The following is a 23,007-nucleotide window of genomic DNA, read 5'->3' as shown; positions in this document are numbered from 1 at the left end:
CTCGCGGGCCACCGTGCAGGCCGCAGGCGGTCCGTACGAGTGGCCCGAGTGCCCCGAGTGGCAAGAGTGCCCCCGAGTGCCCCCGAGTGCCTCCGAGTGGCCCGACGAGTGGGCCGTACGGCCCGATCAGGCGGGGGGCAGCTCACCCGAGCCGCGTACGAGGAGGCGGGTGGGCAGCTCCAGCCGCTGCGGCGGGCCGTTCTCGCCGGACAGGCGCCGGAAGAGCAGCTCCGCCGCCGTACGGCCCAGCCGGGCCGGGTCCTGCGCGACCACCGTGATCCCGAGCAGGTCGGCCAGCTGGAAGTCGTCGAACCCGACGATCGCGACCGGCGGCGCGTGGCGATCGGCGGGGCCGCCAGGGACGGCGCGGAGGACCGGAGCGGTGGCGGCGGCGAGGGCGCGCAGGGTGGCGACGGTTGTCTGGCCGTTCCCGGTGAACAGCGCGGTCGGGGGATCGGCGAGCCGGAACAGGCGGTCCAGGTCGGCCAGCGCCCGGGCCCGGTCGGGCGGTCCCATGGCGACCAGCTCCTCGTCGTACGGCAGGCCGGCCGAGGCGAGGGCCTCCCGGTAGCCGCGCAGGCGCTCCGTCGCCGTGAAGATCGACGGCGAGTCGGCGAGGAAGGCGACGCGGCGGTGCCCGTGGGCGAGCAGGTGCTCGGTGCCGGCGCGGGCGCCGCCCGCGTTGTCGCAGACGACCGTGTCCGCGTCGGGGCCCGCGCCGGGCGGCCGGTCGGCGAACACGGCCGCGATCCCGGCGTCGATCTCGGGCGTGAGGTAATCGTGGTCGGTCCCGGCGGGCACGATGATCAGCCCGTCGACGCGGCGCGCGCAGAAGGCGAGCACGAGTTCGCGCTCACGCGAGGGGTCCTCGCCGGAGGATCCGGTGAAGACGAGACAGCCCTCGTCCAGGGCGATGTCCTCGACCGCCCGGCTGAGGCCGGAGTAGAACGGGTCGGCGACGTCTTCGATCACCAGGCCGATGCTGGCCGTACGGCCCCGGCGGAGCGTCCTGGCGCCGTCGTTGCGGCGATAGCCGAGGCTCTCGATGGCGGCGTGGACGCGTTCGGCTGTGGAGGCGTTCACGCCGGGCTCGTTGTTGACGACCCTCGACACGGTCTTGAGCGCGACCCCTGCGACGGCCGCCACGTCGTTCATGGTCGGGCGACCGCGTCTCGTCTCTGCCACATCCCGGATCATCGCGCATTTCACGACATATGACAACGTTGTCAAATCGGGTATACGCCCTCGGAAGGACGCGCCGATCGAGTCGCCCTCGGTCGGCGTGATCGCTTCCGATCACCCGCCGGGGCCGCTGCCCCAAGCGGCCGCCCGTTCTGTACCATTTCGCCGTGAATCGGGGAAATCTTGGCAAGTCGGGTCGGGTGCTGCTGATCGTGGGGTTCGTCCTCGCGGCGCTGAACCTCCGGCCCGCGCTCGCCGGCGTGTCACCGCTGCTCAGCGACATCATGCGAGATCTCGGGCTGAACACGGCGGCGGGCGGCGCCATCACCACCGTCATGGTGGCCTGCCTCGGCCTGCTCGCGCCGCTGGCCCCCGTGCTCGCCGGCCGGATCGGGCTTGACCGCACGCTTCTCGTCGGCCTGCTGATCCTCGCCGTCGGCGTCGCCGTGCGCAGCATGGACGGCCTCGTGGCCCTCTACGGCGGAGCCGCCCTCGCCGGCGCGGCCATCGCGATCATGAATGTCGCCATGCCGGCGATCGTCAAGCAGCACTTCCCGTCACGGGTCGGGGCGTACACCGGCGTCTACGTGTCGTGCCTGGTCGCCGGGGCGGCCGGGGCGTCGGCGGCGATGGTCCCACTGGCGCGCGAGTTCGGCTGGCGGGCCGCGGCCGGATCGGCGGCCGTGCTCGCGGTCGCCGCGGCCGTGATCTGGGCGCCACAGGCGCTCAGCCGACCGCAGCTCCCGAACGGCACGACGGGGCACCGGCCGTACCTGACCTTGCTGCGCAGCCGGATGACCTGGTTCGTCATGGCGTTCATGGGCCTGCAGTCGCTGACGTTCTACGTTGTGCTGGCGTGGCTGCCCACGATCTTCCGGGACGCGGGGCTTCCGGCGGACCAGGCCGGTTACCTGCTCAGCCTGACGAACGTGGCCCAGATCGCGGCGACGCTGACGGTGCCCCTGCACGCCGGGAACGCGCGCTCGCAGGTGCCGCACGTGGTGGGGGCGACGGTTCTCACCATCGCCGGGTATATCGGGGTGCTGCTGGCGCCCACGACGCTTCCCTGGCTGTGGATGATCATCCTTGGCCTGGGCCAGGGCGCCTCCATCGCGCTGGCCCTGCTGATCATCGCGTTGCGGGCTCCGGATCCCGCCTCGGTGACGGCGCTGTCCGCGATCGCGCAGTCCAGCGGCTACGTGCTGGCGGCGATCGGCCCGCTTCTCTTCGGTCTGCTGCACCAGCTTTCCGGGAACTGGACGGTGCCGCTGCTCGCGGGCCTCGCCGCGTGCGGCGTCCAGCTCCTGTTCGGCGGCCTCGCCGGGCGTCCCGTACCGGCCGTCGAGCACGGTTGAGCACGGTTGAGCACGGCACGAGCGCGGGAGATCATCGGCGACGGCCGATGATCTCCGGTGGAGCGTGCTGTCACGCCGGGTCGATCGGGCGCAGCTCGTCGGCGTAGCTCACGGACAGCCGGCGCATCATCCCGTCGTCTCCGATGGAGTACTGCCCCAGACGCCACAGAGGCGGGGAGTAGGCGTGGATCGACACGCTGCCCTGCTCCACTCCGGTCAGCCGGTGGATGTGGTCCGGCCCGAAGGAGAACGACTCGCCCGCTGTGACGGTGCTCTCGAGGTGCAGGCCGCCGATCCGGGGGTTGCACTCCTTGAGAGTGCCGTTCACCACGCGGACCGCGCCGGAGGAGACGTCGTGGTCGTGCCAGCCCGTGTCGTCCTCCGGGCGCCAGCACAGCAGCCACACGTCCACGTACGAGTCGCGATGAAGCGAGGCGTAGTGACGCCCGCCGTCCTCGGCCCCATCGAAGTTGAGGTGCTCCTCCCACAGCTCCGGCCGGGCGGCGAGGTCGTCGACGAGCGCCGCCAGCTCGCGGCGGTCCAGCACGCGGGCCGGCAGCCGCTCGTACGGCGCGTCGCTCCCGGTGACCTGGACTGTGGGCGAGCTCATGACTGCGGCTCCTTTCGCGATGGTGAATGCGACGACGAACGCGGTGGCGAAGGTGGTGTTGCGGGTGACGGTGAGTGCGGCTCGGGGTGCGGGTGCGGGTGCGGGTGCGGGTGCGGCTCCGGGTGCGCGGACGGCTCCGGGGGTCGTGGCCGTGCCGGAACCGGGGTGTGCGGTGACGCACCGAGCAGCCGGACGGCGTTGGCATGGCCGATGGCGTGCCGGGCGGCGTCGCCGAGGTCGAGGGACACGGCCTCGGCGTACGGCTGGTCGGAGCCGCTGACGACGACGTCGATGCCCAGCTCCCGGATCACGGCGTCGACGGCGCGCGGCCCGTACGAGGACGTCTCGACGAACGCGTCGCGATCCACTCGCCCGCGCCCGGGCGCCCCCCTGTTCATGGCGCGTTCGGAGTGGAGGGGCGCCAGCCCGGCGAGCAGCGCGAAGCAGATCTTCAGGCCGGGATGGCGGGGCCGCCCCACGGCCCGGAAGGCGTACCAGGCGGCGTGCATCTGCTGCGCGTACGGTACGACCGCCGCCCACCACGACGGGCTTCCGACAGGGACGGCGGCGGGCCCGGGATGGACGAACAGCGGAAGGCCGCGCTCGGCGAGCACGTCGAGCAGCGGGGCCGTCGCCGCGAAGCCGCCGGCGTCCAGCAGCGCGGTGGCCGGGAGCTGGAGCCCGGCGAAACCCTGGTCGAGGGTGCGCGCCAGCCGTACGGGATCGAGGTCGGTCACCGGAGCGGCGGCCCAGGCGCGGAAGGGGGCCGGCAACTCGGCGGCGTCGGCGTGGTAGGCGTCGATCAACGGCCATGCCTCGTCGGGTGGCAGGTGCTCGATCCCGAGCGGGCTGGACAGGGAGACCAGGGCGAGGTCGAGTCCCGCGGCCCGCGCCGTCCGGAGCGTGAGGTCGTGGTCGTCCGGATCCACCTCGTACGGCGGCTCGCCGTCCAGGAGGAGGGTCCAGCCGTCGAGGCGGGGCGGTCGGGAGCGGCGGCGCAGGGCGTCGAGGAACGACGGCGTCCAGAGATGCTGGTGCACGTCGATGCTCATCGCCACTCCCTGCGGATTATCAGAATTCCCTACTCATAATAAGGGTTATTCAGTGTCCGAGTGCCCGCGCGGGGAGTGAGCGTGGACACGATGCCCGGTGGGGGAGTAGGTCAGGCGGGTGCCGGTCGCGCGGCGCCCGTTCCCTCGCAGGGGAGCCGAAGGCGGGCGGGGAGCAGTGGAGGCGAGACCGCAGCGCCGCCCGGCGACCGAGGTCCGGTCGGGGCGGCGCGGGCAGGCGGGGGTTGGAGGCGAGGTGCTGGGATGTAGAGAGCGGGGTGGCGTCAGTCGTTGACGCGGAGGATCATCTCCAGGACCCAGCTGATCACGGCGATCAGGAGCGCGCCCCAGAAGGCGGCCATGAACCCGTTGACATGGAACGGCAGGTGGAGCTGCTCGGACGTCCAGCTGGTGAGCAGGAGCAGGGCGGCGTTGACGACCAGCGCGAAGAGGCCGAACGTGAGCACGTAGAACGCGCAGCCCACGAACTTGATGACCGGCTTGATGACCGCGTTCACCAGGCCGAAGATCAGCGCGACCGCGAGCAGCGTGCCGATCTGCTTGGAGGTGGTGTCTGCGGTGAGCACGATGCCGTCCACCAGCTTGGTGGACGCCCACAGCGCAGCCGCGACGATCAGAATCTTGATGATGACCTTCACATTACGGAGTCTTCCATGCCAGAGCGCGGTATGGGCATGGTCGGCTTCCGGTAAAAATCCGCCGCCGGTCTCGCTTCGGCGTGCCGGCCACGGCCCTCATGCGTGCGCGCCCCTGCTCGGGAGGGTTGCGCGGGTGAGGGGCGGAGCCGCGTAGGAGTGGGGAGCTGTCGAGGGGATCGTCCGTTTCTCATCGGACATCTTGCATTAATTGCCCCAACTCCGGGGAAATCACATCGATGGGGGTGGGGAGTATGGACGTGGAAGACCTTGAGTTGCTGTCCGCCCGAGAGTTGCACGACCGCGCCGTCCGCTATGCCGTACGGCACGGTGACCTCGGTTTTCTCTGGCGCCTGCTGAAAGTGATCCCCGCGGCCGAGGCCGTCAGCGGAGATCGTGAGGAGAGTGCCAACGATCTCAGCAGGGTGTCCGCGCTGCTCAGTGATGCCATGGCGGCCGGTGAGGGCCATCTCGGGGAGGCGTTGCGCCCGCTCTATATCGACTACCTCGCGAAGCACCCTGACGCCTGACGCCTGACGCGTGAGGCCTGCGGTCGGCGGGCGCGGGGCCGGCAGACGCGGGGCCGGCGGACCTGCGGGGCATCGGGCTCGCAGGTCCAGGGGAGCCTGCCCCGGACATGCCGGTGGCCGCCCCACCGGTGGCCGCCCCAACGGCGACTTTGGCGACCGTACGCGGCAGGCGGCCGGGATCCTACGGTGCGCGGCGGCTCTCGCCGCTGCTGAGCGACTCGGCGGCGATGCCGGCGGGCATCAGACAACGCGGGTTGTCACCTGTTATCGCGAGATATTTCCGGAGTTCAGGACGCTCTCAGCTTTCCCGGTCATGATGGCGTCGTGGCCGAGACACGCGTGCTCGTCGTGGACGACGAACCAGAGGTGCGCAACGCGGTCTCCCGCGCACTGCGTGTGGAGGGGTACCACGTCGCCGGGGCGGCCGACGGGGTGACCGCGCTCGCGTCGATCAGTGGAAGCCCGCCCGACCTGGTCGTACTCGACGTGATGATGCCCCAGATGGACGGTCTGGAGGTCTGCCGCAGGCTTCGCGAGACCGGCGACCGTACGCCGGTGCTCATGTTGACGGCCCTCGGCGGGATCGGCGACCGGGTCACGGGACTGGACGCGGGGGCCGACGACTACCTGGTCAAGCCGTTCGCGCTGGAGGAACTGTTCGCCCGGGTGCGCGCCCTGCTTCGCCGTACGGCACCGGCCGGGCCGGTGACCCGCTACGCGGATCTGGTGCTGCTGCCGGACAGCAGGCAGGCGCGGCGTGGCACGCGGATCATCGACCTGACCAGGACCGAGTTCGCGCTGCTCGACCTGCTCATCTCCAACGGAGGCCAGGTGCTCACCCGCGAGATCATCCTCGAACGGATCTGGGGATACGAGTTCACGCCGGGCTCCAACTCGCTGGAGGTCTACATCCGCTACCTGCGGAGGAAGACCGAGGCGGGCGGAGAGCCGAGACTGATCCGGACGGTTCACGGCCTCGGGTACACGCTCAGGGAGCAGCCGTGAAGATCCGCTGGCGGCTCGCTCTCGCGTCGGCGATAGCCGCCGCGATCAGCGTGATCGTCGTGATCGTCGCCGCGTACTTGATCACGTGCCAGAGGGTCCAGAGCGCGTTCGGGCACTACGAGGCCTTTCCCGACCGGCCGCCGGCCGGTGTGCTGGCCGGCCTGGGAGACGTCGACGATCTCGGCTGGCCGTTCCTCGCGGTCGCCCTCGGCGGGCTCTTCCTGTCCGGGGCGCTGGGCTGGATGGCCGCGTATACGGGACTGCGTCCGGTGGGCATCCTGAAAGACGCGGCGGAGCGGGTCGCCACCACGCGCGACCTCACCACGCGCATCGAGGTCGCCAAGGACGACGAGCTGGGCAGCCTGGCCCGCAGCTTCAACACCATGCTGGACGCGCTGGAACGCTCCGCCCGTGCGCAGAAACAGCTGGTCGCCGACGCGTCGCACGAGTTGCGCACCCCCTTGACCGCACTGCGTACGAACGTCGAGCTGCTGATCAGGGGCGGGCTCGACCAGGAAGACCGCGACGAGGTCAGCCGGGCGGCGACCGCCGGGTTGGAGGAGCTGACCGTGCTGATCACCGACGTGGTCGAGCTGGCCAGGGACGAGGAGCCGGCCGCGCTGGTCGAGGACGTCCGCATCGACGAGATCGTCACGCGGGAGGTGTCACGGGCCTCGGCGCACTGGCCGTCAACGTCGTATCAGGTCTCGGTCGAGCCGGCGGTGGTGCGAGGGGTGTCCGACCGGCTGTCCCGGGCGGTGGCCAACCTGCTGGACAACGCGGGCAAGTACAGCCCGCCCGGAGGGGCGATCGAGGTGCGCCAGGCCGGAGGCGTCGTCACCGTACGCGATCAGGGGCAGGGAATCGCCGCCGAGGACCTGCCGCACGTCTTCGACCGGTTCTACCGCGCGCCCGGCGCGCGATCCATGCCCGGCTCGGGACTGGGGCTGGCCATTGTGCGCCAGGTCGTGGACAGCCACGGAGGCAGTGTCTCAGCGAGCGCCGCACCAGGCGGAGGCACGCTCGTCCGGCTCGACCTGCCGGTTCATGGAGGTACCTCACCGCGGACGGCGACCTGAGCTCGCCCGTCGGCGGGTCGGTGGGCCCGCGAATCCGGCGGCTCTGCGCGCCGGGCGGCGTCGTTTCCGGTTGACGGGGGTTGGTCTTGCCGGTCGTGGTCCAACGCCCCGGACCGAGGCGGAAAGCCCACCGGGACATGACCTGTTCGTGGTGCGGCCCTCGCTACTGTGGAAGCAGGTCAAGGGGGCTGTGGCTCCACATCGAGAGCTTTTGCCGATAAGGACGCGGAGGGGGAACCGTGTCCAGACAGCGGTGACCGCCGGTGCCTTTGGGGAGGGTATCCCTGGCGGACCGCTTTGAGTCGGGGCTGGACAGTTGGGGGACTGTCCGGCCCCGACGCATGTCCGGACATGCCCGGACATGCCCGGACTAAGGACTGAAACGCGCTAGGGCGGATGCGGCGGCCGCACTCGGAGCGAATGCGTTGCGTCCGCCATGATCGCCGGGACCGTTCGATGGCGTGATCCGCCGCTCGCCTCCCTTTTCACATCTCTCACTCCGGTTCGCTTTTCGCACGGTGCTTTATTCGGCTGCGGACACTGCCGGATTCGCTTGATCTGGCGCGCGACGCACGTGCGCGACCAGCGTTCCGTCGCCGATCCGCTCCCGCAGCGCCGTACCTTCCCATCGCGGGCCCCGCGAGTCGCGGGGCGGCTGCGCGCAGCTGATGTGTTTCGCCGTGGGTTTCCCGGCGCTGTACCGGAACGCCACATGGCATGGGTGCGCTATGCACGTCTTTTGCCTGGTCTGGCGCCCATCGTTGGGTCTGGGCTTTGCATTACCCGGTCTGCGCTTTGCCATACGCCGCGCGGCAACCCCCGTGTCCACGGGGCTTTTCGCGTACGGACATGACCCAGGTCAGATCATCTTTAGCCAAAGCGGTAGATCTTTTGCACTCTCTGGGTGATTTCGTTTGCTTTGTCATGTCTTGGTGTGTAGTGTCCGTATTGCTGCCGACCGGTGGCTGGACTTTCCAGGAGAGGAGACCTCGCGGGAGACCCCCGCCTGACCTCCGGATCCGGGTCCTACGGCCCGTACGTCCGATATTGCGCATCGGCCCCCAGTCGATGAGTACAGCGCACTGAATATGCATCTCAGTGGCGATCGACATTTCTCGACCCGCTCCGCGCCCCGTGCCCGGCCCGCCCTTGACCTCGCAGGCCTGATACACGACGCACGCGGCCGTCCCCTGTCGTCTCACGAAAGATCCCAATTCTTCATGAACACGCTGTTTGGCCTGCGTAACAACCGGAAGCTTGCCGCTCTCACCGCCGTCGCCTTCATCGGCGTCTCTGCGCTTGGCGCCACCACGGCGCACGCGGCCTCCGCCCCCGAGGCTGCGGTCAAGACCGTCGCTCAGGCTCCTGAGCTGACGGAGCAGGCGCTCCTGCGTGGCAGCACCAAGGGCTCGTACTTCTGGGACGACGCCTCCGGCCGCCAGGGCGACACCGGTATGCCCGCCATCGGCAAGCCGATGCAGAAGGGCCTCTTCTCCAGCCCCAGCTGGCCTCTCGGTACCGAGGGCTACGTCATCTACAACGGCAAGAAGGCCAAGTTCTTCATCGGTGACCGCGGCCCCGGCACCCCCTCGGATCGCGGCGTCATGCTCGACATCGATGGCAAGACCTTCGCCGAGCTCACCGGCGGCAAGTGGAACACTGACACGCTGACCGTCGAGAACAACGGCGGCCACGGTCACATCGACATCGAATACGTCGTCACCAAGTGGGGTGACGGTCCGGGCACGAAGGGCGCACCCCAGCCTTTCTCCTCCGGCGCCTGGAGGGGCTGAGCGAACCCGGTTCGCCGGCTTCCCCTTGATGTGTGACGCTCCCTGGGCCACGGCCCAGGGAGGCGGAACGAATGTGCGTGACGCCGTAGAGACTGCTAAGGTTACGAGCGTTCGCAGGCGCCGCTAGCTCAGTTGGTTAGAGCAGCTGACTCTTAATCAGCGGGTCCGGGGTTCGAGTCCCTGGCGGCGCACAGAACAAAAGCCCAGGTCAGTACATCTGACTTGGGCTTTCTCTATTTGGTGACCAACTCAATGATGGCCCACCATTGAAAATGATCACAATTGGTTGCTCCGTGGCTGCTCGCCTGTCGTGACCTTGTTCGAGTGATGATCGTCGCGGGCGGGCAGTGAGCCGCGGCGCCCGGCGGATAGGCCCGCCCCGGAGTCGGTCGAAGAGCGTTACAAGCGATTCCGCAGCGCGGGTCAGACAGCGCCGAGTCTTCGGCCCGGCCCGCCACATGGAACCGGCCTCACCTGCATGGCGATTTCTCCCTCACCGAGCAGGGGCGAGGTGACCGGTGGCTGTCAACCGTGTCAGTCGTTATAGATCTCTTGACCTGCTCTTTGCCTCCCTGATACTAATCGCCAACCTTGTCCTCGTCCTCGTGATCCGAACGGCGGGGAAGCCATGCGGACCTCTGTGTCCGCCAGTATCAGGAGGTTCTCCGTGAGGAGTTCGCTCAATCACCCCCCACTCCTCAGACGACTTACCGTCGCCGGCGGCTTGGCGGCTGCGCTGGCATTCGGAACCGTGTCCGCCGCCGTCGGCGGCGTCCAGACTCAGGGGTCGTCCAGCGCGGACGTGTCGGCCGACGTGCTGCCCGCTGCGACGAGCGCACTGCTGAAGGACTATGACCGCGAGATCGTCGACCAGTTCGACTCGGCCAACTCCGTCAACCACATCCGGCACCTCGCCGTGAACATCGGCCCCCGGCTGAACGGCACCCCGCAGGAGCGGGAGGGCGCGGAGTACATCGGCGGCATTCTGAAGTCCTACGGCTTCGAGGTGACCTACCAGCAGTGGGGCCCGGTCTCGACCAAGCAGGTCGCGAAGGTCACGTCCCCGAACGCTGACCTGCCCGGGGGACCGAACTGGCAGATGTACGCCTCGGCCAGCGGCAAGTTCACCGGCAACACCGGCGTGGAGGGGCAGGTCGTCTACGCCAAGACCGGCCAGTCCGTCGCGGACTTCCCCGCCGACACCGCGGGCAAGGTCGTGCTGATGGACTACAACAGCACCGCGTCGATCCGGAACACCGCCGTGGCCAACGCGGTGAACCACGGTGCGATCGCGGTCATCCTGGCCTACCCGACCGGTAACTCCGCGCCGCCGTCGTTCACTCTCACCGCGTCCCAGCCCGAGATCCCGGTGATCGGCGGCGGCAGCGCGCACTACACCTGGATCAGGGATCTCCTGGACAAGGGCCCGTTGACACTGCGGATCGCGACCAACCAGTACGCGAACCCGATGGGCACCAACGTCATCGGCATCCGGCACGCGGTCGGCGACCCGACCGGCACCGCCGCGCCGATCGTCATGGTCGGTGCGCACATCGACACGGTGCTGGGCGCGCCCGGTGCCCACGACGACGCCTCGGGCAACGGCGTCTCCCTGGAGGTCGCCCGGGTGCTCAGTCAGTATCCGCTGGACAAGGAGCTGCGGATCGGCGGCTTCGGCGGTGAGGAGGGCGGCCTGCTCGGCGCGCGGGCGTACGTCAACACGCTGACCGCGGCGGAGAAGGCCCGGTTCGTCGGCGAGTGGCAGATGGACATGGTCGGCACGCCGTACGAGTCGGCCCGGCTGTGGGCGCTGACCCCGAACGGCCAGTCGAACTTCGTGGTCCAGGAGGCGTACAACGCGGCCGCACGCGTCGGGTTCGACGGACTGCGCAACTGCAGGCTCGGGCAGAGCGACCACCAGGCGTTCTACGACGTGGGCATCCCGTCCTCGCTGTTCATCTGGCTCGACTACCGGCCGCCGACCCCGCCCGCTGTCTGCGGTCCGACCGGCGGGACGTACGTCACGGAGCCGCAGTACCACAGGCCGACGGACACGATGGACAACATCAGCCCCGAGCGGCTGCAGATCACCCTTGATGTCGTGGGCGGTGCGGTGGCGCACAACGCGCTGAACGCGGTGACGGTGTCCGCGGCCTCGGACGCCGGTCAGCCGCTGGCCGGGGCGCCGGTACGGGCCGACTGCGGCAACGGCCCGCGCGACCTGGGCACGACCGGGGCTGACGGCCGGCTGCAGGCGGTGCTCCCGCACGCCACCTGCGACTTCACCACCACCGTCGAGGGCCGGGTGGCGACGGAGCGCAACGTGTCGATCGCCGGTGACCGAGCGGTGAAGATGACGGTCGATTTCACCAAGCCGACGATCTCCCTCACCACGCCCACCGATGGCGCGGTCTTCACACTTGGGACGGCCGCGACCGCGTCGTACCGGTGCGATGACAACCTGTCCGGGGTGGCCACCTGCGCCGGCACCGTTCCCGATGGCAGCCCGCTCGACACCTCCACCGTCGGCTTCCACGAGTTCACGGTGAAGGCCGCCGACAACGCCGGCAACTCCGCCGACCAGAAGGCGACCTACCAGGTCGTCTACCCCTGGCACGCCTCCTTCCCCGAGACGATGGACGGCAAGGCCGGCAGCGCCGTACCGATCAAGTTCAGCCTCGGCGGTGACCACGGCACCGGCGTGATCGCCTCCGGCTACCCGGTCTCCCGGCCGGTGACCTGCGACACCGGGAAGGCGACCGGTCCGGCCGAGCCGACCAGCGGCCCCGGGAACTCGAAGCTCGGCTACGAAGACGGCCAGTACAACTACGTGTGGAAGACCGACCGCGGCTGGTCCGACACCTGCCGCCAGTTCGAACTGAAACTCGATGACGGCAGCAGCCACTTCACGACCGTCACGCTGAAGTAACCGAAACGCGACACCCCCGGTGGGGGAGCGGAGTGATCGACCTCCGTTCTCCCATCGGGCGTCTCACCAGGTCCGCTAACCGGCACCGTGAACCGCTGCCCCTTAATCAGCAGGTCCGGGGTTCCAGCCCAAACAGCACGATCAGCGGCAGATCGAACGGGCGGTGCGGGCGCAGAAGTTTCGGCGATTACTACCGGGACCCCGGCTGAGAGGAGTTTGTGAGCGGGATTGTGAGGGCTGTGAGTGAAGAGGCGGGAAGAGTGCGGGGGCGTGAGCTGGTGAGGCGTGGTGGGTTCCTCAACCCCGGTCCGTCGCCAGGCGTCGGCGGGGTGGTGGGCCGCGTGCAGCCGGCCTCCGGAGTGAGGGTGGGGGGCTGATTGAGTGGTGCCACGGGCAAGGCACCTATGTGCGGGAGGCGCGCCGGTCTGGCGCATTCACTCAACAAGCCGATCCTCAATGAAACGTATCCGCTTCAGGATTTTTCCTTCCTCGCTTTTGTCATAAATATCGTATTCTTTTTCGGGTCGGGTATCTGATCGAGTGATCGATGCAATGAGATCGTTTTTATGGTGTTCCAGCCGATCTGTATTCATGTAACCTTCATCAGGCTGCCAGTCCCTTGGCAGGTCGCCGCTTTCCCTGTAGAAAGACAAATGAAGGAATCTGTTCTCGCTTTCGACTGGATGGCCCTTGATGTATCCTTCAACTAAATCCTTCAAGTCTATCAAGTCCCTTGGTGGATTCAGAATCATATAATGCTTCCTGAGTGTCAACACTTCCTCGCCCTTCTTGCCGACAACCTCTTCGGTGTTGGCAATTTCGAAAATCTTTGTTTCCCCGCTTGGCTCCCCGCTCTCTGTGCATCCAGTCAAGGATAATGGAACGAAGAATACGCCCATAATCAACCCTAAAACCTTCGAATTAGCTTTCATTACTCAATCCTCCTTCGAATGGAATGTCCAGACTCCACCTTGATTTCGGAATCCACTGCGGCAACCTTGGCGCGCCACGCGCGTACTTCCGCCAAGGGTTCCGATTCGCGGTCACGGTACAGGCGGCGGCGGATGCCCGGCTCGCCATCGGAGCCGCTGAACATCGTCAGAAGGTAGGCGTTCGCGGCAGCAACGGGGGTCGCCTCGCCCCGGTCCGCTTCGACTGGCTTGACGGCGGCCCACCCAACAGGGGCCACGAGGCAGCCCGCGAGAACGACGACGACAGCCGCTGCGGCGCGGAGTCGCCATGAACGGGGTGGTTCTCCCGGGGCCGGTCCCCGCGGCCCGAGCGGGCGGGGGACCGGCGGAGGGTCAGCTCAGCCGGCGGAGCCCCTGCCCGCAGTGCGGGCAGGGGCTCCACACCATCGTGTGCCGGCTCAGAGGGCGATCTGTACCCCGGCGTAGGCCAGCACGCCGATGAGCAGCCACGACGCGAACCCGAGGGCGAGCGCCCGGAGGCCGGTACGCCGCAGCGAGGCGAGGTGGACGCCGGTGCCGAGGCCGAACATCGCCGCGGCGAGCAGCCACGTGTCGATGGTTTTGATCACCTCTAGCGGTGCCGGAGGAATGAGGCCGGTGCTCCGTACGGCGACCATGGCGAGGAATCCCACCACGAACAGCGGCACGATCGGCGGCCGGGCGGCGCCAGGGACGGCGGTGCCCGCCCGGCGGCGCGCGATGCCGACCCCGGCGAGGAGAGGAGCCAGCAGCGCCACCCGGGTCAGCTTGACGACCACGGCCGCGGCCATGGCGCCGGGAACGGCGGCGGCCGTCGCGACGACCTGCGAGACCTCGTGGATGCTGGCGCCGGCCCACGCGCCGAACATCTCCGGGTCGAGCCCGAGCGGCTCCCTCAGGAGCGGCATCGCGAAGATCGCGAGGGTTCCGCAGATGGTCACCAGGCCGATGCCGGCGGCGACGTCCTCCTCGTCGCTGTCGGACACGCTGTTCATCGCGGCGATCGCCGCCGCGCCGCAGACGGCGGTACCGGTGGCGATGAGCAGCGACTGCCCGGGAGGTACTCCCATCCGCGCGCCCAGCCACCGGGTGCCGAGGAACGTCGCCACGGTGATGATCACGACCGCGCCGAGCATCGGACCGCCCAGCCCGAGCACGTCGGACACCGCGAGTTGGAGGCCGAGGAGGACCACCCCGGCCCGTAGGACCTGTTTGGCCGCGAACCGCGTACCGGCGCGGGCGGAGGGACGAATCAGCCCTGTGTTGGCCGCTGCCACCCCGAGCAGGATGGCGCCGGTGAGCGTTCCGACCGCCGGGACGAGCCGGTTGAGCATGACGGCGAGTACGACGGCGGCCACGGTGAGCGCGAGCCCTGGCAGCAGCGGGACGACCCACGAGCTGAGCGCCCGTGGTGCCGTCCGTTCATCGGTGGTCAACTTTCCTCCGATCTCTGATGTGCTCACCACGGTTTCGCCTCGGATGGCCGCTCGCTAGCCGGAAGATGACGACGAGTCCATAGAATGTTTCTATGAGGTTGAACCGCCTGCCCGACCTGGAGGCGCTCGCCCTGCTGGTCACGGTGAGCGAGCTCGGCGGGGTCGGCCGGGCCGCCCGCCAGCTCGGCATCTCCCAGCCGTCGGCGAGCAGCCGCCTGCGGACCCTCGAACGCCGGCTGGGCGTGCCGGTGCTTCAGCGCCTGCCGGTGGGGTCGCGGCTGACCGCCGAGGGCCAGATGGTGGTCGACTGGGCGCGCGACGTCCTCGGCGCGGCCGACGCCCTGATGGTCGGCGTCACGGCGATGCGGCGCGTGCGCGGCGCCGCGCTCCCGGTGGCGGCCAGCATGACCGTCGCCGAGTACCTGGTTCCGGGGTGGCTCCTCGCCCTGCGGCCGATCGAGCCGGACGTCACCGTCGGTCTCCAGGTCGTGAACTCCGCGCGGGTCGCCGAGCTCGTGCTGGGCGGCGAGGCGGAGATCGGTTTCGTCGAGGGGCCGTCGCTGCCGGTCGGCCTCGCGTCCCTGCTGGTGGGGAGGGACCGGCTGGTGGTCGTGGTCCCTCCCGAGCATCCGTGGGCCCGCCGCCGCACGCCGCTGCGTCCCCACGAGCTGGCGGCCACGCCGCTGATCGTCCGTGAGCCCGGATCGGGGACGCGGATCGCGTTCGAGACTGTGATGGAACGCTACGGCCCGCTCGCCGAGCCGTTGCTCGAACTCGGCTCGACCTCCGCGGTGAAGGTGGCGCTCGCCTCGGGCGCCGGGCCGGCGGTGCTCAGCGAGCTCGCGGTCGGCGACGAGTTGGCCGACGGGCGGCTGCTGGCCGTGGCTCCGGAAGGTGTCGATCTCCAGCGGAGTCTGCGGGCGGTCTGGATCGAGGGGCGGCGGCTGGACGGCCCGGCGCGGTCGCTGCTGACCCTCGCCGTCCGTTCCATGTCGGTGGCGCGGTCCACCACGTCACGGTCCACCGCGTCACAGTCCGCCGCGTCACAGTCAGGCGGCAGGCCAAAGGGAGAGCGCTCTCCATGAGAGTGGCCCCGCAGGCGGCCGCTTGTCAACAGTCGGCGCCCGAACCGGTCGCCGGGCCGCGCTGAGCTGTCCCCGCGCCCGTACCGCGCCCGCACCGCGCCCGCACCGCACCTATGCCGTGCGCTCACCACCTTCAACGGGCCCTCACCGGGGCCCGTCCTCTCTTGTGCGCCTGATCTGGGCGTTTCCCGTACGTGCTCTGTTGAGGGTTGACAGTGCCCTGCGGCGCGGGCAGTCTCGCTTTTGGAGAGCGCTCTCCCTTCCCTCTCATCGCCTGTGTCGCGGCACCCCGGTTCCGGCCAGGGTGCCGCGACACGGCACCCCGAGCCGATCCCTCGTCTCCACAGCCCATCCACCCCCCGAGACCCCGCCCCCCAGAGCCGGGCTCCCGCGGCCAGCAGGCGGAGCCCGACGACCAGCCGGGAAATCAGTGAGGACAACCGTGCGTACACGCAAGCTCGGATTCATGACCGCGGCCATGAGCATGGCCGGGGCGCTCGTGCTCGCCACCTCCGCCTGCGGCGGCGACGACAGCGGATCGGCCGGCTCGGACCGGCCCGTGACGCTCACCTACTGGGCGTCCAACCAGGGGCCCAGCCTGGAAGCCGACAAGCAGGTGCTCCAGCCCGAACTCGACCGGTTCGAGAAGCAGACGGGCATCAAGGTGAACGTCGAGGTGGTCCCCTGGTCGGACCTGCTCAACCGCATCCTCGCCGCCACCACCTCCGGCCAGGGACCGGACGTGCTCAACATCGGCAACACCTGGTCGGCCTCGCTCCAGGCGACCGGAGCGTTCGTCCCCTTCGACGACGCCGCGCTGGCCGCGCTCGGCGGCAAGGAGCGTTTCCTCGGCCCCAGCCTCGCCGCGACCGGCGCAGCGGGCCAGCCACCCACCGCGGTCCCGATCTACGGCATGACGTACGGCCTGTTCTACAACAAGAAGATGTTCGCGGACGCGGGCATCGACGGACCGCCGAAGACCTGGGACGAGCTGATCGCGGACGGCAAGAAGCTCACCCGCGACGGCAAGTGGGGGCTCGCCGTCGAGGGCGCCAGCGTGAGCGAGAACGCCCACCACGCCTTCATCTTCGGCCAGCAGCACGGGGCCGACCTGTTCGACTCCTCGGGGAAGGCGCAGTTCGACTCGCCGCAGCAGGTCGCCGCGGTCAAGCAGTACATCGACCTGATGGCCGTTCGCAAGATCGTTAACCCGGGCAACGCCGAGTACGCCAACGGCACCGAGGCCATCCAGGACTTCGTCACCGGCAAGGCGGCCATGCTGATGTGGCAGTCCATCGCCAGCTCGGTCAAGGCCGCCGGTGTGAGCGAGGACGACTTCGGCCTCGCGCCGATCCCGCTGCCGGACCCGGGGGCCGGCGGCAGGCAGGTCAACGGCATGGTGGCCGGAATCAACCTGGCGGTCTTCAAGCACACCAAGAACAGTGACGCCGCGATGAAGTTCGTCGCCTTCATGACCGGCAAGGAGGCGCAGCAGACGCTCAACAAGGCGTACGGCTCGCTCCCCACGGTCAACGACGCCTACGACGACCCGGCGTTCCAGACCCCGACCATCAAGGCGTTCCAGCAGATCCTCGCCAACACCGCGGCGCCGCTGCCACAGGTGCCCGACGAGAGCCAGTTCGAGACGCTGGTGGGCACCGCGATGAACCAGATGTTCGCGGACGCCGCGGCCGGCAAGCCGATCACCGACGAGTACGTCAAGGCCAAGCTCTCCGACGCCAAGCAGCAGATGACCGGCGGCAACTGAGCCTTCCACCACCATCCCGGTTCAGGGAGCGCGCGGGCGGGTGCACCCCGTCCGCGCGCTCGCGACCGGCCGCGCGAGCCGCGCCGGCCCGCCCGGCGCCGGGCGCGCGGCCCGACCGATCCCAGAGAGGACTTCCATGGTCGTGTCCACCCCGTCACGCTCGGGCGCGTGGCGCGGAGCCGAGCGGGGCGGCGGAGACGGCGGCGGGGGACGAATCACCCGTCTCATCCCGGTACGGCTCCGCCGCGTCGGCCTGCCGTACCTGCTGATCCTTCCCGCGGTGCTGCTGGAGCTGCTGATCCACCTGGTGCCGATGGTGATCGGCGTCGGCATGAGCTTCCTCAAGCTCACCCAGTTCTTCATCAGGAACTGGCTGGCCGCGCCGTTCGCCGGGCTGGGCAACTACCGGGTGGCCGTCGACGTCGACTCCGCCGTGGGCGCCGCGCTGCTCCACTCGTTCCTGGTGACCGTCGCGTTCACCCTGCTCGCGGTCGGCCTGTCGTGGCTGTTCGGCATGTGCGGCGCGGTGCTGATGCAGCGGCCGTTCCGGGGGCGCGGGGTGCTGCGCACCCTGTTCCTCGTGCCGTACGCGCTGCCGATCTACGCGGGGGTGATCACCTGGAGCTTCATGTTCCAGCGGGACTCAGGGATGATCAATCATGTGCTGGTCGAGCAGCTGCATCTCACCGACGAGCACCCGTTCTGGCTCATCGGAGGGAACAGCTTCGCCTCGCTCGTGGTGGTGGCCGTCTGGAGGCTCTGGCCGTTCGCCTTCCTCGTCCTCACCGCCGGGCTGCAAAACATCCCGGAGGACCTGTACGAGGCATCGGCGATCGACGGGGCGAGCTGGTGGCGGCAGGTGCGCACGATCACGCTGCCCCTGCTGCGCCCGGTCAACCAGGTGCTCGTGCTGGTCCTCTTCCTCTGGAACTTCAACGACTTCAACACGCCGTACGTGCTGTTCGGGAAGTCGGCGCCGAGGGAGGCCGACCTGATCTCCATTCACATCTACCAGAGCTCGTTCGTCACCTGGAACTTCGGCTCGGGCGCCGCGATGTCCGTGCTGCTCCTGCTGTTCCTGCTGCTGGTGACCACGGTGTACCTGGCACTGACGACCCGGAGGAGGATCCGTGCGTGAGCCGCGGTGGCTGCCCTGGGCCCGGGTGATCTTCCTCGGGCTGCTCGGTCTCTTCACGCTGACCCCGTTGTACGTGATGGCGACCTCGGCGCTCAAGCCGCTGCGGGACGTGCAGGGCGACTTCAGTTGGATCCCTGTGACGGTCACCCTGCAGCCGTTCTCCGACATGTGGCGCACGGTGCCGCTGGCCCGCTACTTCGTCAACAGCCTGGTGGTGGCCTCGATCTCCGCGGTCGCCTCGGTGGTGGTGGCGGTGTTCGCCGCGTACGCCGTGAGCCGCTACCGGTTCCGCGGCCGTCGGATCTTCTCCGTGGCCGTGCTGTCCACGCAGATGTTCCCCGGCATCCTCTTCCTACTGCCGCTCTTCATGATCTTCGTGAATCTCGGGAACGCCCTCGGCGTCGAGCTCTACGGCAGCAGGCTCGCGCTGATCATCACCTATCTGACCTTCTCCCTGCCGTTCTCGATCTGGATGCTCGTCGGCTACTTCGACTCCGTGCCCACCGCGCTCGACGAGGCGGCGCAGGTGGACGGCAGCGGCCCGATAGGGGCGCTGCTGCGGGTCGTCATCCCCGCCGCGATGCCCGGCATCATCGCGGTCACCATCTACGCCTTCATGACTGCGTGGGGCGAGGTGCTCTTCGCGTCCGTGATGACCGACGAGTCCACCCGCACCCTGGCCGTCGGCCTCCAGGCGTACGCCACCCAGAACGACGTCTACTGGAACCAGGTGATGGCGGCGTCCCTGGTCGTCAGTGTTCCGGTGGTGGCGGGCTTCCTGCTCCTGCAGCGCTATCTCGTGCAGGGGCTCACCGCGGGCGCGGTGAAGTAGCCGTTTCCTCGGCGGCTCGAACCAGAACAGCCAGAACAGCCAGAACAACCGGAAGAACCGGAAGAACCGGAAGAACCAGAAAGGAAGGAGGGAGCGCGGACACCGCTCGGGGGCCGCGCACACCCATGGACATCTCTTCCGCCTTCGGCCCTGACTTCGTCTGGGGCGTCGCCACCTCGGCGTACCAGATCGAGGGAGCCGTCCACGAGGACGGTAGATCGCCCTCGATCTGGGACACCTTCGCGCGCGTCCCCGGCGCCGTCGATGGAGGCGACACCGGTGACGTCGCCTGCGACCACTACCACAGATGGCGCGAGGATCTCGGCCTGATAGGCACGCTCGGCGTGGACGCCTACCGCTTCTCCGTGGCCTGGCCGAGGGTGATCCCCGGCGGATCGGGCCCGGTCAACCCGCGCGGGCTGGCGTTCTACGACCGGCTGGTCGACGCGCTGTTGGAGGCGGGGATCCGCCCCTTCGCCACCCTCTATCACTGGGACCTGCCCCAGCGGCTGCAGGACGAGGGCGGGTGGCCGCTGCGGGACACCGCGTACCGGTTCGCCGACTACACGACCGCGGTCGTGGAGGCGCTCGGCGACCGCGTCACCGACTGGACCACGTTGAACGAGCCGCTCTGCTCCTCCTGGCACGGCCATCTGGAGGGCGTGATGGCTCCGGGCTGGAGGGATCTCACCGCGGCCGTCCGCGCCTCGTACCACCTGCATCTGGGGCACGGCCTGGCCACCCAGGCGATCAGGGCGGCGGCCCGCCGCGCGCCGTCGATCGGGATCGTGAACAACCTGAGCCCGTGCGAGCCCGCCACCGACAGCGAGGAGGACCACGCCGCCGCCGTGCGCGCCGACGGCCACGCCAACCGCTGGTGGCTGGACCCGATCACGGGACGCGGCTACCCGCAGGACATGATCGACCTCTACGGCGTCGACCTGCCGATCCGGCCGGGTGACCTGGAGGCGATCTCGGCGCCGCTGGACTACCACGGGCTGAACTACTACTTCCGCCAGGTCGTCACCGCCGCCCCCGGGGGGTCGGTGCCGTACGCGCGGCAGGTCGAGGTGCCCGGAGCACCCGTCACGGCCATGGGGTGGGAGATCTATCCCGACGGCCTCGAGCAGCTGCTGCTGCGGCTGGCCCGCGAGTACGGCGTCGAGCGGATCTTCGTCACCGAGAGCGGCTCCGCCTGGCCCGACCCGGTCGGCGCGGGCGGGGAGATCGACGACCGCGAGCGGACCGCCCATCTGGAGGGTCACGTCGCGGCCTGCGCCCGCGCGGTCGCGCAGGGCGTGCCGCTGGCCGGGTACTTCGCCTGGTCGCTGCTGGACAACTTCGAGTGGGCGTACGGGTACGACAAGCGGTTCGGGCTGGTCCACGTGGACTACCGCACCCAGGCGCGCACCATCAAGGGGAGCGGTCACCGGTATGCCGCGCTGATCCGCGACGCCAAGGGGGCGCCGGTGGGGTGACCGGCCTCGCCGGCCGAAGGAGGGCGGCACGCGCCGTGCCGCCCTCCGGCGCTCATCCGGCGGGAGGCGGGGCCGGGTCAGGCGGACTCGCGGACGACCAGGGTGGGCTCGAAGATGACCGAGGTCACCCGCCGGTCCGGCTGCTCGATCTGGGCGAGCAGGAGCCGCGCCAACTCGGCCGCCATGTCCTCGACGGGATGGCGGATCGTGGTGAGCGGCGGCCTGCAGGCCAGGGCCGCGCTGCTGTCGTCGAACCCGACCATGGCCACATCGTCGGGGACTCGGCGGCCGTGCCGGCGGAGCGCCTGGAGTGCCCCCTGCGCCATCAGGTCGTTGGCCGAGAAGACGCCGTCGACGTCGGGATGCTCGGCGAGCAGCCGTTCCATCGCCGCCTCGCCGCTGTCGAGCGTGAAGGCGCCCTCGACGCAGGGGATGTACGGGTGGCCGAGCATGGCCATGGCGTCCCGGAAGCCCGCGAGGCGGTCCTGGGCGGCCAGCACGTCGAGGGGGCCGGAGATGGTGGCCACGTGGTGGCAGCCGCGCGCGACCAGGTGGTCGGCGGCCAGCTTGGCGCCCGTCCGGTGCGCGACGTCCACGTAGCTGATCGGGAGCGGTTCCGGGGGCCGGGCGAAGAGCACGGCGGGCAGCCCGCCGTCGACGAGGAGCTTGGGCAGCGGGTCCTCGCCGTGGGTGGAGACCAGGATCGCGCCGTCGGCCTTGCCCTGGCGGAGGTAGTCCACGACCTCGGCGCGGGCGGCGTCGGTCTCGGCGAACAGCAGGACCGGGTGGACGCCGAGCGGGCGGAGGTATCCGACCACGCCGCCGGCGACCCGGCCGAAGAAGGGGTCGGCGAAGACCTGGTTCGGGAACGGGTTCTCCTCGCCCTCGACGCCCGCTCCCGAGACGACCAGGGCGACCGACCCGGTCCGGCGCGTGACGAGCGAGCGGGCGGCCTGGTTGGGGACGTAGCCGGTGGCGGCGATGGCCTGCCGGACCGTTTCCTGGATGGCGGGGTTCACGTTGCGAACGCCGTTGATCACACGGGAGACGGTGGCACGGGACACGCCTGCCGCCCGGGCCACGTCCTCCAAGGTGGGGGATCCCGACACAGGCGGGGGAGCCTCGCTCATACGGTCTTTATAGCATATCGGAGAGCGCTCTCCAGACTGCTCTGAGCGCCGGCGTGGCCGAGGTGCTCGACGGCCCGATAGAGCTGATCACACGGCGTTCCACCGCCCCGCCGCACGGCGGCTGACTCGGGGCGCGGACGGGGTGCGACGGCCCACCGGACCACGTTCGCGCTGGTGCGAGGCGGGCACTCCGAGATATCGTTTGATCCCAAACAATTCTCTCGGGGGTGTCATGCGCGCGCTGTTCGTCCAGCAGGACCACGTCTCACCCACGGGGCCGGTCGGGGAGCGCTTCGAGCAGCGCGGATACGAGCTGGTGGAGTTCCCCGTCGTCCCGGCCGAGCGTTTCCACGCGCCGGACGTCGAGGTCGCCTTCCCCGACCCCCGCGACTACGACGTGATCGTCCCGATGGGCGCGCCCTGGTCGGTATACGACGAGGTGGCGATCGGGGCCTGGGTCGCCGCCGAGCTGGACTTCCTCCGGCGCGCCCATCGATCGGGCGTACCGGTCCTCGGCATCTGCTTCGGCGGCCAGGCGCTGGCCGCCGCGCTCGGAGGCCGGGTCGAGCGCGGCCCCGAGCCCGAGATCGGCTGGTACGCGATCGAGACCGTCGCGCCCGGCCTCATCGAGGCGGGCCCGTGGTTCCAGTGGCACCACGACCGGTGGAGCCCTCCTCCGGAGGCCACGCCCCTCGCCTGGACACCGGTCGCGCCGCAGGCGTTCACCGTCGGGCGCAGCCTCGCAGTGCAGTTCCATCCCGAACTCACGGTCGCCATGCTGGACGGCTGGCTCGGAAACGGCGGCGGAGAGTGGGTGACCGCGCACGGCGGTGACGTCGAGCGCCTCGCCGCGATGACCCGGGCGGAGGAGCCCGCCGCGGTCGTTCGGGCGCACCGGCTGGTCGACAGGTTCCTCGACCAGGTCGCGACGCGTCCCCACCGGCCGGGCGGGTCACCGGCGGCCGGGTGAGTCACACCAAACCGGGCGGGTCCTCCTTGGAT

At 69.6% G+C, this 23,007-nt stretch carries 19 protein-coding genes and 1 tRNA gene; 13 read left to right on the top strand and 7 right to left on the bottom strand.

The window, feature by feature from the left end; translation table 11 throughout:
* Positions 1-126 precede the first annotated feature (126 nt).
* Positions 127-1,185, bottom strand: a complete 1,059-nt coding sequence (locus QSK17_RS21225) for a LacI family DNA-binding transcriptional regulator (protein WP_502889258.1) — start codon at positions 1,183-1,185, stop codon at positions 127-129.
* Between the two features lie 164 nt (positions 1,186-1,349).
* Here QSK17_RS21225 and QSK17_RS21220 point away from each other — a divergent pair, with 164 nt between their 5' ends.
* The gene (locus QSK17_RS21220) at positions 1,350-2,537 is read left to right on the top strand and encodes a CynX/NimT family MFS transporter (RefSeq protein ID WP_285706711.1); all 1,188 of its coding nucleotides are present in this window, start codon (positions 1,350-1,352) and stop codon (positions 2,535-2,537) included.
* A 70-nt stretch (positions 2,538-2,607) separates the two neighbouring features.
* Here QSK17_RS21220 and QSK17_RS21215 read toward each other — a convergent pair whose 3' ends face one another.
* The 3 genes from QSK17_RS21215 to QSK17_RS21205 all read right to left on the bottom strand — a co-directional run bounded on the left by QSK17_RS21215 (position 2,608) and on the right by QSK17_RS21205 (position 4,855).
* Positions 2,608-3,147: a cysteine dioxygenase gene (locus QSK17_RS21215; RefSeq protein ID WP_285706710.1), complete on the bottom strand. Its 540-nt coding sequence runs from the start codon at positions 3,145-3,147 to the stop codon at positions 2,608-2,610.
* The gene (locus tag QSK17_RS21210) at positions 3,144-4,199 is read right to left on the bottom strand and encodes an amidohydrolase family protein (RefSeq protein WP_285706708.1); all 1,056 of its coding nucleotides are present in this window, start codon (positions 4,197-4,199) and stop codon (positions 3,144-3,146) included. The genes QSK17_RS21215 and QSK17_RS21210 overlap by 4 nt, the downstream gene beginning before the upstream one ends.
* A gap of 281 nt (positions 4,200-4,480) precedes the next feature.
* On the bottom strand, positions 4,481-4,855 hold the full coding sequence (locus QSK17_RS21205; protein WP_285706706.1) for a phage holin family protein: 375 nt from the start codon (positions 4,853-4,855) through the stop codon (positions 4,481-4,483).
* 251 nt (positions 4,856-5,106) lie between these two features.
* On the opposite strand from QSK17_RS21205, the gene QSK17_RS21200 reads away from it, so the two are divergent.
* From QSK17_RS21200 to QSK17_RS21175, 6 genes are all read left to right on the top strand, one after another.
* Complete coding sequence (locus QSK17_RS21200; protein WP_285706705.1) at positions 5,107-5,382, top strand: hypothetical protein; 276 nt, start codon at positions 5,107-5,109, stop codon at positions 5,380-5,382.
* Positions 5,383-5,706: 324 nt separating this feature from the next.
* Entirely contained in the window at positions 5,707-6,387 is a 681-nt protein-coding gene (locus QSK17_RS21195; protein WP_285706704.1) for a response regulator transcription factor, read from the top strand.
* On the top strand, positions 6,384-7,466 hold the full coding sequence (locus tag QSK17_RS21190; protein ID WP_285706703.1) for a HAMP domain-containing sensor histidine kinase: 1,083 nt from the start codon (positions 6,384-6,386) through the stop codon (positions 7,464-7,466). Before QSK17_RS21195 ends, QSK17_RS21190 begins: the two co-directional genes overlap by 4 nt.
* 1,220 nt (positions 7,467-8,686) lie before the next feature.
* The gene (locus QSK17_RS21185; protein WP_285706701.1) at positions 8,687-9,259 is read left to right on the top strand and encodes a hypothetical protein; all 573 of its coding nucleotides are present in this window, start codon (positions 8,687-8,689) and stop codon (positions 9,257-9,259) included.
* Between the two features lie 117 nt (positions 9,260-9,376).
* Positions 9,377-9,450 (top strand) — tRNA-Lys (locus QSK17_RS21180).
* Positions 9,451-9,983: 533 nt separating this feature from the next.
* Positions 9,984-12,188, top strand: coding sequence for a PxKF domain-containing protein (locus QSK17_RS21175; RefSeq protein ID WP_285706700.1), 2,205 nt, complete (start codon positions 9,984-9,986; stop codon positions 12,186-12,188).
* A gap of 434 nt (positions 12,189-12,622) precedes the next feature.
* Here QSK17_RS21175 and QSK17_RS21170 read toward each other — a convergent pair whose 3' ends face one another.
* Positions 12,623-13,120 carry a hypothetical protein gene (locus tag QSK17_RS21170; protein ID WP_285706698.1) on the bottom strand — a complete coding sequence of 166 codons (498 nt, stop codon included), beginning with the start codon at positions 13,118-13,120 and terminating at the stop codon, positions 12,623-12,625.
* A 437-nt stretch (positions 13,121-13,557) separates the two neighbouring features.
* Complete coding sequence (locus QSK17_RS21165; protein ID WP_285706697.1) at positions 13,558-14,574, bottom strand: YeiH family protein; 1,017 nt, start codon at positions 14,572-14,574, stop codon at positions 13,558-13,560.
* A 92-nt stretch (positions 14,575-14,666) separates the two neighbouring features.
* Between QSK17_RS21165 and QSK17_RS21160 the strand changes: the two genes are divergently transcribed.
* The 5 genes from QSK17_RS21160 (at position 14,667) to QSK17_RS21140 (ending at position 20,875) form a co-directional block, all read left to right on the top strand.
* Positions 14,667-15,659, top strand: a complete 993-nt coding sequence (locus QSK17_RS21160; RefSeq protein WP_285706695.1) for a LysR family transcriptional regulator — start codon at positions 14,667-14,669, stop codon at positions 15,657-15,659.
* 442 nt (positions 15,660-16,101) lie between these two features.
* Positions 16,102-17,427, top strand: coding sequence for an ABC transporter substrate-binding protein (locus QSK17_RS21155; protein ID WP_285706693.1), 1,326 nt, complete (start codon positions 16,102-16,104; stop codon positions 17,425-17,427).
* Positions 17,428-17,563: 136 nt separating this feature from the next.
* Entirely contained in the window at positions 17,564-18,565 is a 1,002-nt protein-coding gene (locus QSK17_RS21150) for a carbohydrate ABC transporter permease (RefSeq protein ID WP_285706691.1), read from the top strand.
* The gene (locus QSK17_RS21145; RefSeq protein ID WP_285706690.1) at positions 18,558-19,397 is read left to right on the top strand and encodes a carbohydrate ABC transporter permease; all 840 of its coding nucleotides are present in this window, start codon (positions 18,558-18,560) and stop codon (positions 19,395-19,397) included. Before QSK17_RS21150 ends, QSK17_RS21145 begins: the two co-directional genes overlap by 8 nt.
* 125 nt (positions 19,398-19,522) lie before the next feature.
* Positions 19,523-20,875, top strand: coding sequence for a GH1 family beta-glucosidase (locus tag QSK17_RS21140; protein WP_285706689.1), 1,353 nt, complete (start codon positions 19,523-19,525; stop codon positions 20,873-20,875).
* A gap of 77 nt (positions 20,876-20,952) precedes the next feature.
* Here QSK17_RS21140 and QSK17_RS21135 read toward each other — a convergent pair whose 3' ends face one another.
* A complete protein-coding gene (locus QSK17_RS21135) occupies positions 20,953-22,005 on the bottom strand; it encodes a LacI family DNA-binding transcriptional regulator (RefSeq protein WP_285706688.1) in 1,053 nt (350 codons plus the stop codon).
* A gap of 232 nt (positions 22,006-22,237) precedes the next feature.
* Here QSK17_RS21135 and QSK17_RS21130 point away from each other — a divergent pair, with 232 nt between their 5' ends.
* Positions 22,238-22,975 (top strand): type 1 glutamine amidotransferase, encoded by a 738-nt coding sequence (locus QSK17_RS21130; RefSeq protein WP_285706687.1) that lies wholly within the window; start codon positions 22,238-22,240, stop codon positions 22,973-22,975.
* Positions 22,976-23,007 lie beyond the last annotated feature (32 nt).

Source organism: Microtetraspora sp. NBRC 16547, from assembly GCF_030268965.1.
Taxonomy (GTDB): Bacteria; Actinomycetota; Actinomycetes; order Streptosporangiales; family Streptosporangiaceae; genus Microtetraspora.
This window is presented reverse-complemented; position numbering and strand designations above follow the sequence as displayed.